The 16,662-nt window shown below is 52.8% G+C and carries 21 protein-coding genes and 1 other annotated feature; of the genes, 6 read left to right on the top strand and 15 right to left on the bottom strand.

The genetic code is table 11. From position 1 onward, the window contains the following. Window positions 1–43 precede the first annotated feature (43 nt). From ABFI50_RS18185 to thrS, 13 genes are all read right to left on the bottom strand, one after another. A complete protein-coding gene (locus ABFI50_RS18185; protein ID WP_014883496.1) occupies window positions 44–754 on the bottom strand; it encodes an EAL domain-containing protein in 711 nt (236 codons plus the stop codon). Between the two features lie 292 nt (window positions 755–1,046). Further along, the gene (locus ABFI50_RS18180; protein WP_014883495.1) at window positions 1,047–1,511 is read right to left on the bottom strand and encodes an NlpC/P60 family protein; all 465 of its coding nucleotides are present in this window, start codon (window positions 1,509–1,511) and stop codon (window positions 1,047–1,049) included. Window positions 1,512–1,585: 74 nt separating this feature from the next. Then, window positions 1,586–2,341: a vitamin B12 ABC transporter ATP-binding protein BtuD gene (btuD, locus tag ABFI50_RS18175; protein ID WP_213783658.1), complete on the bottom strand. Its 756-nt coding sequence runs from the start codon at window positions 2,339–2,341 to the stop codon at window positions 1,586–1,588. Next, window positions 2,341–2,892, bottom strand: coding sequence for a glutathione peroxidase (locus ABFI50_RS18170; protein ID WP_014883493.1), 552 nt, complete (start codon window positions 2,890–2,892; stop codon window positions 2,341–2,343). Before ABFI50_RS18170 ends, btuD begins: the two co-directional genes overlap by 1 nt. 33 nt (window positions 2,893–2,925) lie before the next feature. Further along, a complete protein-coding gene (btuC, locus tag ABFI50_RS18165; RefSeq protein ID WP_032636886.1) occupies window positions 2,926–3,906 on the bottom strand; it encodes a vitamin B12 ABC transporter permease BtuC in 981 nt (326 codons plus the stop codon). Window positions 3,907–4,009: 103 nt separating this feature from the next. Next, window positions 4,010–4,309: an integration host factor subunit alpha gene (gene ihfA, locus ABFI50_RS18160; protein WP_003857805.1), complete on the bottom strand. Its 300-nt coding sequence runs from the start codon at window positions 4,307–4,309 to the stop codon at window positions 4,010–4,012. 4 nt (window positions 4,310–4,313) lie between these two features. Then, a complete protein-coding gene (gene pheT / locus ABFI50_RS18155; protein ID WP_014883491.1) occupies window positions 4,314–6,701 on the bottom strand; it encodes a phenylalanine--tRNA ligase subunit beta in 2,388 nt (795 codons plus the stop codon). Between the two features lie 15 nt (window positions 6,702–6,716). Next, window positions 6,717–7,700: a phenylalanine--tRNA ligase subunit alpha gene (pheS, locus tag ABFI50_RS18150; RefSeq protein ID WP_010426091.1), complete on the bottom strand. Its 984-nt coding sequence runs from the start codon at window positions 7,698–7,700 to the stop codon at window positions 6,717–6,719. A gap of 62 nt (window positions 7,701–7,762) precedes the next feature. Further along, window positions 7,763–7,887 (bottom strand) — a sequence feature (Phe leader region). Further along, window positions 7,838–7,882, bottom strand: coding sequence for a pheST operon leader peptide PheM (gene pheM, locus ABFI50_RS18145; protein WP_001386830.1), 45 nt, complete (start codon window positions 7,880–7,882; stop codon window positions 7,838–7,840). (Overlaps the previous feature by 45 nt.) Before the next feature lie 117 nt (window positions 7,888–8,004). Further along, window positions 8,005–8,361 carry a 50S ribosomal protein L20 gene (gene rplT, locus ABFI50_RS18140; protein WP_000124850.1) on the bottom strand — a complete coding sequence of 119 codons (357 nt, stop codon included), beginning with the start codon at window positions 8,359–8,361 and terminating at the stop codon, window positions 8,005–8,007. A gap of 50 nt (window positions 8,362–8,411) precedes the next feature. Continuing rightward, window positions 8,412–8,609: a 50S ribosomal protein L35 gene (gene rpmI / locus ABFI50_RS18135; protein WP_001124225.1), complete on the bottom strand. Its 198-nt coding sequence runs from the start codon at window positions 8,607–8,609 to the stop codon at window positions 8,412–8,414. Window positions 8,610–8,706: 97 nt separating this feature from the next. Continuing rightward, window positions 8,707–9,249, bottom strand: a complete 543-nt coding sequence (gene infC / locus ABFI50_RS18130) for a translation initiation factor IF-3 (protein WP_059287945.1) — start codon at window positions 9,247–9,249, stop codon at window positions 8,707–8,709. A gap of 3 nt (window positions 9,250–9,252) precedes the next feature. After that, window positions 9,253–11,181: a threonine--tRNA ligase gene (thrS, locus tag ABFI50_RS18125; protein WP_347484721.1), complete on the bottom strand. Its 1,929-nt coding sequence runs from the start codon at window positions 11,179–11,181 to the stop codon at window positions 9,253–9,255. A gap of 321 nt (window positions 11,182–11,502) precedes the next feature. Between thrS and yncL the strand changes: the two genes are divergently transcribed. Further along, entirely contained in the window at window positions 11,503–11,595 is a 93-nt protein-coding gene (yncL, locus tag ABFI50_RS18120; protein ID WP_071819746.1) for a stress response membrane protein YncL, read from the top strand. 98 nt (window positions 11,596–11,693) lie between these two features. Beyond that, window positions 11,694–11,801 carry a small membrane protein YniD gene (gene yniD, locus ABFI50_RS18115; RefSeq protein ID WP_008500658.1) on the top strand — a complete coding sequence of 36 codons (108 nt, stop codon included), beginning with the start codon at window positions 11,694–11,696 and terminating at the stop codon, window positions 11,799–11,801. Window positions 11,802–11,862: 61 nt separating this feature from the next. Here the strand turns inward: yniD and ABFI50_RS18110 are convergent, their stop codons facing one another. Further along, window positions 11,863–12,621: a YdiY family protein gene (locus ABFI50_RS18110; protein ID WP_014883489.1), complete on the bottom strand. Its 759-nt coding sequence runs from the start codon at window positions 12,619–12,621 to the stop codon at window positions 11,863–11,865. Window positions 12,622–12,917: 296 nt separating this feature from the next. Here ABFI50_RS18110 and pfkB point away from each other — a divergent pair, with 296 nt between their 5' ends. The 3 genes from pfkB to ABFI50_RS18095 all read left to right on the top strand — a co-directional run bounded on the left by pfkB (window position 12,918) and on the right by ABFI50_RS18095 (window position 15,210). Continuing rightward, entirely contained in the window at window positions 12,918–13,850 is a 933-nt protein-coding gene (pfkB, locus tag ABFI50_RS18105) for a 6-phosphofructokinase II (RefSeq protein ID WP_347486132.1), read from the top strand. 103 nt (window positions 13,851–13,953) lie between these two features. Next, the gene (gene ghoS, locus ABFI50_RS18100; RefSeq protein ID WP_045135059.1) at window positions 13,954–14,244 is read left to right on the top strand and encodes a type V toxin-antitoxin system endoribonuclease antitoxin GhoS; all 291 of its coding nucleotides are present in this window, start codon (window positions 13,954–13,956) and stop codon (window positions 14,242–14,244) included. A gap of 105 nt (window positions 14,245–14,349) precedes the next feature. Next, a complete protein-coding gene (locus ABFI50_RS18095) occupies window positions 14,350–15,210 on the top strand; it encodes a fructosamine kinase family protein (RefSeq protein WP_047626968.1) in 861 nt (286 codons plus the stop codon). Between the two features lie 36 nt (window positions 15,211–15,246). Here ABFI50_RS18095 and ABFI50_RS18090 read toward each other — a convergent pair whose 3' ends face one another. Next, entirely contained in the window at window positions 15,247–15,783 is a 537-nt protein-coding gene (locus tag ABFI50_RS18090) for a YniB family protein (protein ID WP_045135058.1), read from the bottom strand. Between the two features lie 148 nt (window positions 15,784–15,931). Between ABFI50_RS18090 and hxpB the strand changes: the two genes are divergently transcribed. Next, window positions 15,932–16,603, top strand: a complete 672-nt coding sequence (gene hxpB / locus ABFI50_RS18085; protein ID WP_023332770.1) for a hexitol phosphatase HxpB — start codon at window positions 15,932–15,934, stop codon at window positions 16,601–16,603. Window positions 16,604–16,662: the final 59 nt, after the last annotated feature.

The raw sequence follows: 16,662 nt of genomic DNA, 5'->3' as shown, positions 1-16,662 counted from the left end.
GGGTTTGCCCGAACTTAAACACGGGCGAAAGACAGGGTTATCGCTACTGAACCAGCGTCGTGACATGCTCCGCCGGGACAGCGGGCCACAGCGTGCCCTGCATGGCGCCAAAATTGAAGGACAAGACGCGTTGCAGCAGACCGTGGTCGTCAATACCTGAGACGATCACCGACTGGCAGTGCGGCGTTATTTGCCAGAGGATAGCGCGCATAAAAGGTTCGAAAGAGAGCTCCGAAGCCCGCTGCTGGATGAAACCTTTATCGAGAATCACCCGTTTAAATAATCCATCATAGACAGCTTTGAGCGATGCCGCGCCTGCACCAAAGTTTGCGAGGACCAGCGGGAAATGGATCGCCATTCTCGCCAGTTGCAGATCATCCTTTCCGTTATTTAAACCTGGATAATTCTCATTAACAGTAAACTCAAGAAAAGGATACCGCTCAAGAATTGAAACAGCATTCCCATTACTTAATAAAAATTCAACAATAGCCGGTGTAATATTGATCCATGCAATTAACTGATGCTGAATAAAAAACAGTTTACATGTATCAAGCAATTGCAGTTTTTCGTTAAACAGCGCTAACTCTTCTGCCGCGGAAAGCCGGGGGATAACGAGCTCAGTGGGGATCCTCACATCGGTGCCGACGCCAGTAAAGTTAACCAGAACCTCTAAACCTTTAAGCTCGCCAGCACTATTACGTGCTGGCAAAAGCATCAGTTCAGACTGGTATGCATTATCTAGCGTAATCATCATTGCACTCGCCCCGCATTAAAGATGAGAGAGGACATCCTGGAGCAATTGCCGACACAATTCCACTGTCTTGATTTTAATAAGTTTAATTTCATTAGTTCCGTATTAATTTTCAGATTTATCCCTGAATCTAAAATAATCTTATCCTGGTTACAGAGTAATAGCCAGTTTTAGATAAAACAGACACATAAGGATGACGCTAATTTTAGGTAAATTTAACTTTAATCAGCTTATTCAAGAAAAACCGGCATGATTTAATAGTTACCCTGCCGGCAGTGAGACGTGTTCGGGCAGATTAAATACGTCGTGCCTGCCAGAAATTTTTACGCCAGTAAACATTATCCAGAGAAGAGCGCATCACCCCACGGCTTGTTGAGGCATGAATAAACTGGTTGTCCGTGTCATAAATGCCGACATGCAGGCCACTTTCTCCCGAACCGGTTTTGAAAAAGACCAGGTCTCCCGGCAGCAGGTCGTCTTTATCAATTTCAGTCCCAATTTCAGCCTGCTTGCGCGTTTCGCGCGGAAGCTGTAAATCAAACTTGTCACGAAACGTCATCAGCACAAAACCAGAGCAGTCCACCCCGCCGCGACTCATACCGCCGTAGCGATAAGGCGTCCCGCGCCAGTTGCTCAGCTGGTCGTTCAGACTGGCAATGACGGTGATAGAATCTGAAAGCCGCGGATTAGGCGGCGGTGCACGATGGCTGCTGCATCCCGCAAGAAAGAGTGCCGCCACCAGGATAAACCAGAATCGCATTTTCAGACGAATCCTCTGCTTTTATTGTTCTTTCGGTAATTTAGCGCGCAATTGTGTTAACAGGCAAGAAACGGTTACTCCTGCCCCGTAGAAATCAGCATCTTATGTCCCTCGATATCCAGCCTGCGGAACGACATGTTATAGGCACGTGCCAGATGTGGCGGCGTAAGAACCTGGTCCCGCGCGCCGCTGGCAATCATCCTGCCGCGCGACAGTAGCCACACCCGATGGGCATGGCGCAACGTATGGTTAAGGTCGTGGCTGCTCATCACCACGGCAATACCTTTCCGGCTCAACGCGCTTAACAGCGAATCCAGCGCCGCCTGCTGGGCGACATCCAGACCACTCATGGGTTCGTCCAGGAGCAACATCCGCCCGTGAGGGTTGCCTGCGGGGTGGATCTGCAGAATGACCGCCGCCAGACGCACTCGCTGCCATTCACCGCCGGAAAGCTGGCTGGCATGGCGGGGCAGTTTATCTTCCAGTCCTAACGCCGCCGCCACCTCCGTAAGCAGTGCCGTATTCTGTTTGTCGTGCAAATGCAGCATCAGATAATGCCAGACCGGCATCGCAAACGGCGGTACCTGCAACTGCACCAGATAGCTGCGCCGGTGGGCCAGCGAGCCGGGAGACCAGTCGGCAAGAGGATGTTCCAGCAGTGTGATCTGCCCGGGCCCGGTGGTCAGCCCTGCCATCCGCGCCAGCAGCGTGCTTTTCCCCGCGCCGTTTGGCCCAACCAGATGCAGGATTTCCCCCGCATTGATAGCGCCGGTCATCGGCTCCAGACGCCCCTTCTCGGCGACGTCCGTGAGCTGCATCAGCAGTGACATTATTTTGCCAGCGCCAGCTTGATCGATTCCATGACAATCGGATCCTCAGGCGTCATATCCGGCGAGAAGCGCTGAACGACCTGGCCGTCGCGACCGATCAGGAATTTTTCGAAGTTCCACAGAATATCGTCCGGATAGAGCGGCGCGCGGCCTTTGCTGGCCATACGCTCGTAAAAACCACTGCCCTCAGGCGCAACGGCCTTCGGCGCGGCAGCAATCAGCTTCGCGTATAGCGGATGGCGATCTTCACCGTTAACATCAATTTTGCTGAACATCGGGAACGTTACGCCATAGGTGGTGCTGCAGAAGGTTTTGATCTCTTCTTCGCTGCCCGGCTCCTGGCCCAGGAACTGGTTGCACGGGAAGCCCAGCACGGTGAAACCGTCTTTCTCCCAGGCTTTCTGAATGTTCTCCAGCTGTTCGTACTGTGGCGTCAGGCCGCATTTGGACGCCACGTTGACGATAAGCAACACGTTGCCTTTGTAGCTTTCCAGCGTGGTTTTCTCACCATCAATGGTCGTCACTTCGGTATTCAGGATATCAGTCTGCATAGCATTCCCTCAGGTTGTCTTACGGGTCGTTTTTTAACGTCCGGATTTTAATAGTAGCCAGATAAAGACTGGCGCGCCCAGCGTGGCGGTTACCACACCAATCGGTAACTCCGCGGCTGTCAGGGCAAGACGAGCGATGATATCAGCCACCAGCAGCGTGACGGCTCCGGCCACGGCCGAAGCCGGAAGCAAGGTTCGATGGTCCGTGAAGCCACAAAGACGCAGCATATGCGGGATAACCAGCCCGATAAAACCAATCGCTCCCGCCAGCGCCACGCTCACGCCCACCAGCCAACCGATGGCAATGACCAGCACGTTACGCCAGAACGCCATCGGCATGCCGAGCTGACGGGCTGAGATTTCCCCCAGCGCGAGCATGTTCAGCGGCTGCGCCTGCAGGGCAGCCCATACAATTCCAGGCACCAGAAGCGCCATCAGCCACCCCTGATGCCAGTCAACGCCACCAAAACCGCCCATCATCCAGTACATCAGCTGACGCAAGTCAAAGGAGGTCGAGAAGTATACCGCCCAGGTCATTAGCGCGCTGCAGATGATCCCCAGCGCAACCCCGGCAAGCAGCAGGCGGCTGGTCGACAAGTGCCGTCTGGCAAAGCGAAGCAGGATGATGGTGATCAGTAATGCGCCGAGAATGGCACTGAGGCTAATGCTCCATGCGGAGAGTTCTCCCCCGCCCAGCATTACCGCCGCAATCAGCCCGACGCCTGCACCGTTCGACACCCCGAGCAGCCCAGGTTCCGCCAGCGGGTTTTCAAACAGCGCCTGCATAACGGTACCTGACAGCGCCAGTGCAGCACCGACCAGCATCACCGCTACGGTGCGCGGCAGACGAATTTGCCAGACGAAGAGTTGCCCGTCAGGCCCCAGCCAGCGTTCGGGCCCAATCCAGCTGTCGCCCGCGCAGAGGCTGATACCCGCGGCGACAATCAGCAACAGCGCCAGCAATAGCAAGCGACGTTGGTCGGAACGGTGTTGGCGATGAGCATAATCAAGCATGAGCGTGGTTTTATTAGCGTGTGATGTCTTTGATTTTACGGTCGGTTTGCCAGAGAGCGCAAAGAAAAAAGGCCGCGTGGGCGGCCTTTTTGGTTAGTTCATATTACTCTGCTTTGGGCGTTGCGTTTTCGACACGGCTTTTTAACTTCTGGCCGGGTCTGAAGGTCACCACGCGGCGGGCTGTAATGGGAATATCTTCCCCCGTCTTCGGGTTACGGCCCGGACGTTGGTTTTTGTCTCGCAAATCAAAATTGCCAAAACCGGAGAGTTTTACCTGCTCACCATTTTCCAGAGCACGACGGATCTCTTCGAAAAACAGCTCTACCAGCTCTTTGGCATCCCGTTTGCTAAGCCCAAGCTTATCAAACAGATATTCTGACATTTCAGCTTTTGTAAGCGCCATAGGTTCAATCCCTCAATGATGCCTGGAATCGCTCTTTTAATGCCTCTACACATTTGGCGACGGTAGCGGCAATCTCCTCTTCTTCGAGTGTACGGCTGGTATCCTGAAGGATAAGGCTGATAGCGAGGCTCTTGAAACCTTCTGCTACGCCCTTGCCGCGGTACACGTCAAATAAGTTTACGCCAACTACCTGATTTACGCCAACTTTCTTACATTCGGCCAAAATATCTGCTGCGGGAACGTTTTCCGCGACCACAACCGCGATATCACGGCGGTTCGCCGGGAAGCGGGAGACGTCCTGCGCCTGAGGAATGACGCGGTCTGCAACCGGGCTCCACTCCAGCTCAAACACGATGGTACGGCCGTTCAGGTCCAGCTTACGCTCCAGCTCAGGATGAACAACACCAATGAAACCAATGCGTTTGCCGTCTAAATAGATCGCCGCACTCTGGCCCGGATGCAGGGCTGGAATCGCTTCTGCACGGAATTCAATTTCAGATAATTTACCGGTCAGATCCAGAATGGCTTCCAGATCGCCTTTCATATCGTAGAAATCAACCGTACCTTTTGCCAGGTCCCAGTGCTCTTCATAACGGTTGCCACTGATAGCACCAGCCAGCATGAGATCCTGACGGATGCCTAAATTTGCCTGATTATCCGGTACAAAGCGCAAACCGCTTTCGAAAATTCGCACGCGGTTTTGCTGGCGATTCTGGTTGTAAACGATAGTGCCCAGCAGCCCGGTCCACAGGGACAGACGCATTGCGGACATTTCGCTGGAGATTGGGCTTGGCAGGATCAACGCCTCCTCGCCCGGGTGGATCAGTTGCTGCAGCTTAGGATCAACAAAGCTGTAGGTGATCACTTCCTGGTAGCCTTTGTCGTTAAGCATGGTTTTCACACGCTTCAGGGACAGGTCGGCTTCACGATGGGTACCCATCACCAGACCGGCCTGAACGGGCTCGTCCGGGATGTTGTTGTAGCCGTATACGCGGGCCACTTCTTCCACCAGATCTTCTTCGATTTCCATGTCAAAACGCCAGGATGGCGCAACGGCTTTCCACTCGTCCTGACCTTCGGTCACTTCACAGCCCAGACGCGTCAGAATGTCGGTCACCTGGGCATCGGCAACATGATGACCAATCAGGCGATCGAGCTTGCTGCGGCGCAGGGTAATGGTTGCGCGTTTCGGCAGCGTCGCTTCGTGAGTGACATCGATAACCGGACCGGCTTCACCGCCGCAGATGTCAATCAGCAGGCGAGTCGCTCGCTCCATCGCTTTGTACTGCAGCGCAGGGTCAACGCCACGCTCGTAGCGGTGAGACGCATCGGTGTGCAGGCCATGACGGCGTGCGCGACCGGTGATAGAGAGCGGGCTGAAGAAGGCGCATTCCAGCAGGACGTTTTGCGTTTCGTCATTTACCCCAGAGTGTTCGCCACCGAAGATACCGCCCATCGCCAGCGCTTTGCTGTGGTCAGCAATCACCAGCGTATCCGCGTTCAGCTTCGCTTCGGTGCCGTCAAGCAGAACCAGGGTTTCGCCCTCTTTTGCCATACGGACAACAATACCGCCTTCGATACGATCTTTATCGAACGCATGCATTGGCTGACCCAGTTCCAGCAGAACGTAGTTGGTGACGTCAACCACCGCGTCGATAGAGCGAATGCCGCAGCGGCGCAGTTTCTCTTTCATCCACAGTGGTGTTGGCGCTTTCACGTTGATGCCTTTTACCACGCGGCCGAGGTAGCGTGGGCAAGCATCCGCGGCGTCAACCTGAATAGGCAGTACGTCACTGATGGTCGCTTCTACCGGTACGATCTCCGGCGCGTTCAGTTCGGTCTGGTTCAGCACGGCCACGTCGCGCGCCACGCCGATGATACCTAAGCAATCAGCGCGGTTTGGCGTAACGCTGATCTCAATGGTGTTGTCATCAAGCTTCAGGTATTCGCGGATATCGGTGCCAATTGGCGCATCCAGCGGCAGCTCAATGATGCCGTTGTGATCGTCGGAAATACCCAGCTCGGAAAAGGAGCACAGCATGCCTTCAGACGGCTCACCGCGCAGTTTAGCCGCTTTAATTTTGAAATCACCCGGCAGTACCGCACCCACGGTTGCCACGGCGACTTTCAGGCCCTGACGGCAGTTTGGCGCACCGCAAACGATGTCCAGCAGGCGGTCGCCGCCGACATTCACTTTTGTCACGCGCAGTTTGTCGGCGTTCGGATGCTGGCCGCACTCGACCACTTCACCGACCACGACGCCGGTGAAGGCACCGGAAACCGGCTCAACGCCGTCAACTTCCAGGCCCGCCATGGTGATCTGGTCAGACAGCGCGTCGCTGTCCAGCGTGGTATTGACCCATTCGCGTAACCACAGTTCACTGAATTTCATTGTTCTGTCCTGCCCTTATTTAAACTGTTTGAGGAAACGCAGATCGTTTTCGAAGAATGCACGTAAATCGGTCACACCGTAACGCAGCATGGTCAGACGCTCCATGCCCATACCGAAGGCAAAGCCGGAGTACACTTCCGGATCGATACCGACGTTGCGCAGTACATTTGGATGCACCATGCCGCAACCCAGCACTTCCAGCCATTTGCCGTTTTTGCCCATCACGTCAACTTCCGCAGACGGTTCAGTGAACGGGAAGTAGGATGGACGGAAACGAACCTGCAGGTCTTCCTCAAAGAAGTTGTTCAGGAAATCGTGCAGCGTGCCCTTCAGGTTGGTGAAGCTGATGTTTTTATCAACAATCAGACCTTCCATCTGGTGGAACATTGGGGTATGGGTCTGATCGTAATCGTTACGATAAACGCGACCCGGCGCGATGATGCGGATTGGCGGTTCCTGATCCTTCATGGTACGGATCTGTACGCCAGAGGTCTGGGTACGCAGCAGACGCGTGGCGTCAAACCAGAAAGTGTCGTGGTCAGCGCGTGCCGGATGATGGCCAGGAATATTCAGGGCATCGAAGTTGTGATAATCATCTTCAATTTCCGGGCCAGTCGCCACGGTAAAGCCGAGCTCACCGAAGAAACTTTCAATGCGATCGATGGTACGGGTAACCGGATGCAGCCCCCCGTTTTCGATACGGCGACCCGGCAGAGAAACGTCGATCGTCTCTGCGGCCAGGCGCGCATTCAGCACCGCGCTTTCCAGCTCGGCTTTACGTGCGTTCAGTGCCTGCTGCACCTGCTCTTTAGCTTCGTTAATCACCGCACCCGCTGCCGGGCGTTCTTCTGGCGGCAGTTCACGCAGGGTTGTCATTTGAAGGGTCAGGTGCCCTTTCTTCCCAAGATATTCGACGCGGACATTGTCTAACGCGGCAACATCTGAGGCCTGATTAATGGCGGCTGTTGCACTGGCAACCAGCTCTGCGAGATGTGACATGATTTTCCTCATTATGTCGGTGCAGACACCGATTTGGTGGAGTTATTCTCTCAAATTCAGATACAAAAAAAGCCTCCATCGGGAGGCTTATCTGGCGCTGTTTTTCGTTTCATCTTTCACGCGCTAGCCTCCTGGAGTCAGGTGCTAAAGTAAAAGAAGAAGCGGAAAATAGCAGCATTCATGCTTGCGTTACCTTGTTGGGTAAAAACCGTTGAGAACTTATTGAAAAGCCTGCACGGATAAATGTCAATCTTCTGATGGTGTTAAATGAAAAGAGGAGGCAAAGCCCCCTCTCTCAACTGGCTTATGCCAGTGCTGCTTTCGCTTTTTCGACCAGAGCGGTGAACGCTACTTTGTCGAATACTGCGATGTCAGCCAGGATCTTACGGTCGATTTCAACAGAGGCTTTTTTCAGGCCGTTGATGAATTTGCTGTAAGAAATACCGTTCTGACGTGCTGCTGCGTTGATACGCGCAATCCACAGTTGACGGAACTGACGCTTACGCTGACGACGGTCACGGTAAGCGTACTGACCTGCTTTGATAACAGCCTGGAAGGCAACGCGGTATACGCGTGAACGCGCACCGTAGTAGCCTTTAGCTTGTTTCAAAATTTTCTTGTGACGTGCACGTGCAATTACACCACGTTTTACGCGAGCCATGTGTGCTCTCCTGTATCTATTCTAAGTTAAAAAAGTTAAACGTTAACGACTTATGCGTACGGCAGGCACGCGATTACCAGGCCCAGATCGCCTTTAGAAACCATGGCTTTTGGACGCAGGTGACGTTTACGCTTGGTAGCTTTCTTAGTCAGAATGTGACGCAGGTTAGCGTGCTTGTGCTTAAAACCACCTTTACCGGTTTTTTTGAAGCGCTTAGCAGCACCGCGTACGGTCTTAATTTTTGGCATTTTAATAACTTCCACTTCGCATTGTTAAATAAACGAAACATAGGCGAGCAAAACCTATGAAACCCGAAGGCTCCACAGATTTTGCTGCTTGAAGGCCTTACTGTTTCTTCTTAGGAGCGAGCACCATGATCATCTGGCGGCCTTCGATCTTCGTAGGGAAGGATTCGACTACTGCCAGTTCACTCAGATCTTCACGGACGCGGTTAAGCACTTCCATACCGATCTGTTGGTGGGCCATTTCACGACCGCGGAAACGCAGTGTGATCTTGGCCTTATCGCCATCTTCCAGAAAGCGAATCAGGCTGCGGAGTTTTACCTGATAATCGCCATCGTCGGTACCAGGACGGAATTTGATTTCCTTAACCTGGATAACTTTTTGCTTCTTCTTCTGTTCCTTAGAAGACTTACTCTTTTCATAAAGGAACTTGCCGTAGTCCATGATACGACAAACTGGCGGTTCGGCGTTAGGGCTGATTTCAACTAAATCTACTCCAGCTTCTTCAGCCTTTTCGATTGCTTCTCTCAGACTCACAATCCCCAGCTGCTCGCCTTCCAGACCTGTTAAGCGAACTTCCTGGGCGCGAATCTCGCCATTGATACGATTCGGACGTGCCGTTTGAACTCGTTTTCCGCCTTTAATACCTTATTCCTCCAGTTGTTGAAGACTGCGGCTGCGAATCTCTTGTTGCAGCTTCTCAATCACTTCACTTACGTCCAGGCTGCCCAGGTCTTTACCACGGCGGGTGCGAACGGCAACTTTGCCTGCTTCCACCTCTTTATCACCACAGACCAACATATACGGGACACGACGTAAAGTGTGCTCGCGGATTTTAAAGCCAATCTTCTCATTTCTCAAGTCTGCTTTTACGCGAATGCCCGCATTTTGTAGTTTCTGCGTCAATTCTTTAACGTAATCTGCCTGAGAATCGGTAATGTTCATCACCACTACCTGCACTGGCGCAAGCCAGGTTGGGAAGAAGCCCGCGAACTCTTCGGTCAGGATGCCGATGAAGCGCTCCAGTGAACCGAGGATTGCACGGTGAATCATAACCGGTACCTGACGTTCGTTGTCTTCGCCAACATAAGAGGCGCTTAAACGCTGCGGCAGGGAGAAGTCCAGCTGTACAGTACCGCACTGCCAAGCTCTGTCGAGACAGTCATACAGGGTAAATTCAATTTTCGGACCGTAGAATGCGCCCTCGCCCAGCTGGTATTCGAACGGAATACCGTTCTCTTCCAGCGCCACGGCGAGATCCGCTTCTGCGCGATCCCATGTCTCATCGCTACCGATACGTTTTTCCGGACGCGTTGAGAGTTTGACCACGATCTTCTCGAAGCCAAAGGTGCTGTACATATCGTAGACCATACGAATACAGGCGTTAACTTCATCACGAACCTGATCTTCAGTACAGAAGATATGCGCATCATCCTGAGTAAAGCCACGAACACGCATCAGACCGTGCAGCGCACCTGATGGCTCGTTACGGTGGCAGCTACCGAACTCCGCCATACGCAGCGGCAGGTCACGGTAGGATTTCAGACCCTGGTTGAAGATCTGAACGTGGCCCGGGCAGTTCATTGGCTTAATGCAATATTCACGGTTCTCGGACGAGGTGGTGAACATCGCATCTTTGTAGTTGTCCCAGTGGCCGGTTTTTTCCCACAGCACACGGTCCATCATGAACGGGCCTTTTACTTCCTGGTACTGGTACTCTTTCAGCTTGGAGCGTACGAACGTTTCCAGTTCACGGAAGATGGTCCAGCCGTCGTTATGCCAGAATACCATACCCGGCGCTTCTTCCTGCATGTGATACAGGTCAAGCTGTTTACCGATTTTACGGTGGTCACGCTTCGCCGCTTCTTCCAGGCGCTGCAGATAGGCGTTCAGGGCTTTTTTATCGGCCCATGCGGTACCATAAATACGCTGCAACATTTTGTTGTTGCTGTCGCCACGCCAGTAGGCGCCTGCGGTCTTCATCAGTTTAAAGTGATGACAGAAACGCATATTCGGCACGTGCGGTCCACGGCACATGTCGATGTATTCTTCGTGATGGTACAAGCCGGGCTTGTCATCATGAGAGATGTTCTCGTCAAGAATAGAGACTTTATAGCTCTCGCCACGCTTGACGAAGGTTTCACGCGCTTCGTGCCAGCTGACTTTCTTCTTGATGACGTCATAGTTCGTTTCGGCGAGCTCGTGCATACGTTTTTCGAGCGCGTCGATATCTTCCTGGGTCAGGGTGTGGTCAAGGTCAACGTCATAGTAGAAACCGTTGTCGATAACCGGACCAATCGCCATTTTGGTGTTTGGCCACAGCTGCTTGATAGCATGACCTAACAGGTGCGCACAGGAGTGACGAATGATCTCCAGACCTTCTTCGTCTTTCGCGGTGATGATTGCAAGCGTCGCATCGTTTTCAATCAGATCGGACGCATCAACCAGCTCACCGTTCACACGGCCGGCGATGGTCGCTTTCGCGAGGCCAGGACCGATATCCAGGGCAACATCCATTGGGCTAACAGCGCGGTCGAAATGGCGTTGGCTGCCATCAGGAAGAGTAATTACAGGCATTTTATATCCTTATTTGCAGTGATGCCCCACACATAAGAGCATATACAAAGAAAATAATCGTGATTAAACAGTAGATTACGAAACATCTGACCAACAATCGTCAAATTGGTTCGTTATCCTGCACCTGCCGAATTCAGATAAATGCGGGTTTACGGCAAGGGACTTAATGTTAACACTAACAGCAAGGGGATTGCACCCTCTGCTGCCACAATGAAGGACTGGCATGTTGCAGATATTTGCAGATTGCGTCTCTCTGGCCCTCGCATTTCGCCGATGCTGAGCTAACTTTGAACAGGCCTTTAAAATCCACAGGTGCTTACCATGAACGTATCCAGTAGAACGGTAGTGATATTAAATATCCTGTCAGCAACCGGTTTATTGTTGATTCTCGCCGATCGATTCCACTGGTTCTGAGCTGAACCCCATACCGGCATAACCCGATTGCTTCTGGGAAGGGGCATATTTCGGCCCCGTTTGATAGACTATGCGTATCAACGGACAAGGATTAGGTTATGCCAACAAAACGATTTGCCGTAAAACACTGGAAAATGGTGCTGGTGCTGATTGCCATCTGCGGCGCGATGCTGCTACTTCGTTGGGCGGCAATGATTTGGGGTTAGAGAATCAGAAGGGACGTCTGGCAGAAATGAGAAACGGGCCGATATTTTCGGCCCGCCATGATTACATTCTATAACCCAGTGAAACGGTGGTTCTGCGATCGGTATGTTCAGGCGCGCTTGCTGGTGGTGAAGAGTTCCAGGTCACGTTGTAGGCCACTTTCAAACCGAAGTGTTCATTGATAGCCACGTTCAGGGCACTTTCAGAGTTCAGCGTTGTATCCTCGGCACCAAACACAGACACACCCTGAGTGAATTTGGTGTTATCGGTCATCTGCCATGCGTAGGTACCTGACGCATAACCCAGCGGCTGGGTTTCATCTTCGCCGTTGGTGTACTCGTCGTAGCGAACACCAGGACCGAATTCAAAACGGAAGCTGTGTACAGGCCCATTCAGGAACTGACGACCATAACCCGTCGTGAATACATCACGCTGGCGATAGCCATTATAACGGTCGGTTAACCAGCTTGCCTGACCGAATATGTAGTCATAGTCGGTCATGTTGTAACGGCTACGTCCACCTGCCGCATATTTCTCGGAAGAGCGTTCATCGTTAGCGGACGTGTTGCTGGCATTCCCCCACAGCGACCATGCTGTGGTATTACCGTACCAGGTCAGGGTGCTGTCCGCCGTCAGAGAAGAGCTTTTTGTGTTACCTGATTGCGCGAGATACCCGGCATTCAGATTACCTTCGAAGGGTTTTTTGGCAGTGGAGGGATCGTCCATGACAGTAAAAACGGTGTCATCGGCGGTTGCATTCAGTGATGCAAATACGCCACCCGCCAGCATCAGTGCTGCGGGTACTGTCTTCAAAAGCTTCATTTTATTTAAGGAGTCCGTACAACAAAAAAAGAGACCACCACGGTCTCGGAAACTTTCTTGAGGATCAATGACAAGGCGTCCAGAGAAAGGTAACAAATTATAAAAAGGCGCAAATAACATAGCAATATTTTCTTATTTCATTTTTTGAATAAGAACGATCCCAAAGCGCGTTTTATTTTATATATCTTTTATCGCGATTGTTTCAGCATTCATTTTTAAAATCATACTGTTATTTACATTGCCTTCCTGTCGATCGGTGCCAGGCTTAAAAGAACCCATACTAAAAGGAGGTTATGATGGCTTCTATTTATACGCTGACGCTCTCCCCTTCCCTCGACTCCGCGACTATCACCCCGCACATTTACCCTGAAGGTAAACTACGCTGTAGCGCCCCTGTGTTTGAGCCGGGCGGCGGCGGCATTAACGTGGCGCGCGCCATTACCCATCTTGGCGGTAAAGCCACCGCCATATTCCCTGCCGGGGGTGCCACGGGGGAACATCTGGTCTCTTTGCTGGCGGATGAACAGGTTACCGTAGACACCGTAGCGGCCCAGGACTGGACCCGGCAGAATCTGCATGTCCACGTCGAATCCAGCGGGGAACAGTATCGTTTCGTGATGCCGGGCGCCAGACTGAGCGATGATGAGTTTCGTCAACTTGAAGAGAAGGTACTGACCATTGAAAGCGGCTCACTGCTGGTTATTAGCGGTAGTCTGCCGCCAGGCGTCAAAACGGAAAAGCTGACGGCGCTGGTTAAGTCAGTGCTTCAGCGTGGTATCCGCTGCATCGTCGACAGCTCAGGTGAAGCCCTGCAGGCAGCGTTAGTCCCCGGGCATCTTGAACTCGTTAAACCTAACCAGAAAGAGCTTAGCGCGCTTGTGAATCGCGAACTTAACCAGCCTGATGACGTGCGTACCGCCGCAGAAGAACTGGTTCGCAGCGGCAAAGCGCACCGCGTGGTCGTCTCTCTCGGTCCTCAGGGGGCACTGGCTGTCGACAAGACGGGCTTTGTGCAGGTTGTGCCGCCGCCCATGAAAAGCCAGAGTACCGTGGGTGCGGGCGACAGCATGGTCGGCGCGATGGCGCTAAAACTGGCGCAGGGTGCTTCTCTTCTGGAAATGACGCGTTATGGCGTCGCGGCGGGGAGTGCCGCCACCATTAATCAGGGGACGCGGCTGTGTTCGCTTGCCGATACGCAGAAAATCGTCGATTACCTTTCAAAAGACTGACCTCTATTCCCCTTCCCAATCGAAGGGGAATTTACCTTAAAGTCGCCAAATATGGCATATCGACTATGCTAAAAAAACTTTCAGAATAACAACGAGGTGAATTATGAGCAGTGGTGAGATCACCCGCTATGTCGCAACCATCAATCTTCGTGAAGCGTCACTGACCGAGCTGAACGAGCTCAATAACGCCTTTACTCGCGCGAATTTTCTGCTCACGCTGACGGACGATGACGGCCATATTCATGATTTAGGCACGCTGACATTTGGTTTGATCGCGGCCCTGAGTGAAGAAGACGTTCACGCCCTGGCCGCCAGCCTGGTGGAAAGTGTGACCGACAAGCCCGCCGACATCACCGTGGAAACGTGGGAAAGCTGGCACAAAAAAGAACAATAAGTGCGCTGCATGAATTTAAACCGCTCAGGTGTGCGTTAGTTCGTATTTTTTTACCGCAATTATGCGCTAACTTTATGATCTGGCAGACAACATGGGAGAGTCAACATGTGGCAGGCTATCAGTCATCTTTTAAGTGAGCAACTGGGTGAAGGTGAAATTGAACTGCGTAACGAACTGCCAGGCGGAGAGATCCACGCCGCGTGGCATTTACGCTACGCAGGACGCGATCTTTTCGTGAAGTGTGATGAGCGAGAACTGCTCCCGATATTCACCGCTGAAGCCGACCAGCTGGAACTGTTGTCTCGCAGTAAAACGGTGACAGTACCGCAGGTGCTGGCTCTGGGCAGCGACCGGGACTACAGTTTCCTGGTCATGGACTATCTCCCTCCCCGCCCGCTGGATGCCCATAACGCCTTCATTCTTGGACAACAGCTCGCGCGCCTGCACCAGTGGAGCGACCAGCCCCAGTTTGGGCTCGATTTTGACAACGACCTTTCCACTACCCCACAGCCCAACGCCTGGCAGCGTCGGTGGTCGACGTTTTTTGCCGAACAGCGCATCGGATGGCAGCTTGAACTGGCCGCCGAAAAAGGGCTGGAATTTGGCAATATTGATGCCATCGTTGAGCATGTACAACAGCGCCTGGCCACCCATCAGCCGCAGGCATCTCTACTGCACGGCGATTTATGGTCCGACAACTGCGCGCTGGGTCCCAACGGCCCCTATATCTTCGACCCGGCCTGCTACTGGGGTGACAGAGAGTGCGATCTGGCCATGCTGCCCCTGCATCCAGAGCAGCCCCCGCAAATATATGATGGCTATCAGTCAGTCTCCCCTCTGCCGTCCGATTTTCTCGAGCGCCAACCGGTGTATCAGCTTTATACGCTGATGAACCGCGCTATCCTTTTTGGCGGGCAGCATCTGGTCAACGCCCAGCGTGCGCTTGAACGCGTACTTGCGGCATAGGGACAAATCGGGTGGCCGTGCCGCCACCCTCATCTGTCAGAGAAAACCCAGCAGAGAGAAGAAGAAGTATCCCGCCACAATGATGATAATGGGGAGAATATAGAGCGGGAAAATTTGCAGGAAAATGGTGTGACGCGGTACCACAATGCGGGATTCAATCTGCTCCCGGCTCATTCCTTCCGGGCCTTTCGCCTGTTCCAGAATTAACTGATCCTCAACGCCTTCGCGCAGAAAACGGGTCTGGCGACTCATTCGCGCACCGGATGCCTGTAACGCCATGGCAATAAAAATCAACGCATAGATGACCCAGAACCCAATATTAAGCTGCTGGTGAAAATCCGGCGTTGGCGAGTTGAACCAGAAGATATTCAGGAACGGGGTGTTGAACCGCATCATCTCAATCATGACATGCGCAAAATCAAGCATGACGGCATTAATGCCTGGCTGTTTTTCGCTGTGATCGTACATAAATTTGAGCACAGAAATCAGCGTAGAGATGACGGCGGGAATAAAAATCACCCAGCCAGCAATACGTTTTAAGACAGCAATGCGTCCAGCTTGTTGATACGTCATCAGTTCCTCTTCATAAAGACGCGTTATTTGTGGCTAAGTCTACCTGCTGGACAGCATTTTCGCCCGATCTTTGAAAGCAATATGCTAAATTGCTAAGTGTGCTTAGCACTTATCGTCTGTCGAACACCCTGGATAAGGAGACGTTGTGATGTCGACACCGCGCCAGATACTTGCCGCTATTTTTGACATGGATGGATTACTGATTGATTCCGAGCCGTTGTGGGATCGCGCCGAGCTGGACGTGATGGCCAGCCTGGGCGTTGATATCAGCCGCCGTAATGAACTTCCCGACACGCTGGGCCTGCGCATTGATATGGTCGTAGACCTCTGGTACGCCCACCAGCCGTGGAGTGGCCCAGATCGCGACGAAGTCACCGCGCGCATTATCAGCCGCGCCATCGCGCTGGTGGAGGAGAACAAGCCGCTATTGCCTGGCGTGCGTGAAGCGGTCGCGTTGTGTAAGGCTCAGGGGCTGAAGGTGGGCCTGGCCTCCGCTTCACCGCTGCATATGCTGGAAAAAGTGCTCATTATGTTTGAGCTGCGCGACAGTTTTGACGCCCTGGCGTCAGCTGAAAAATTGCCCTACAGCAAACCGCATCCGCAGGTCTATATGGACTGTGCCGCTAAGCTGGGTCTTGATCCGCTTACCTGTGTCGCGCTGGAAGATTCCGTTAACGGCATGATCGCGTCCAAAGCCGCACGTATGCGCTCCATTGTGGTTCCGGCAGAGGAAGGCCGCCACGATCCCCGTTTTGCCCTTGCCGATGTGAAGCTTAATTCGCTGACAGAACTCACGGCGCATCACCTTAAGGGCGGCTAACAACATGCTCCATTTGTGACAAACAGTTACACCGTCACCTCTTCCGCCTACTGTATAAA

This window comes from Enterobacter sp. HNDS-6, assembly GCF_039850505.1.
Classification (GTDB): domain Bacteria; phylum Pseudomonadota; class Gammaproteobacteria; order Enterobacterales; family Enterobacteriaceae; genus Enterobacter; species Enterobacter kobei.
This window is presented reverse-complemented; position numbering and strand designations above follow the sequence as displayed.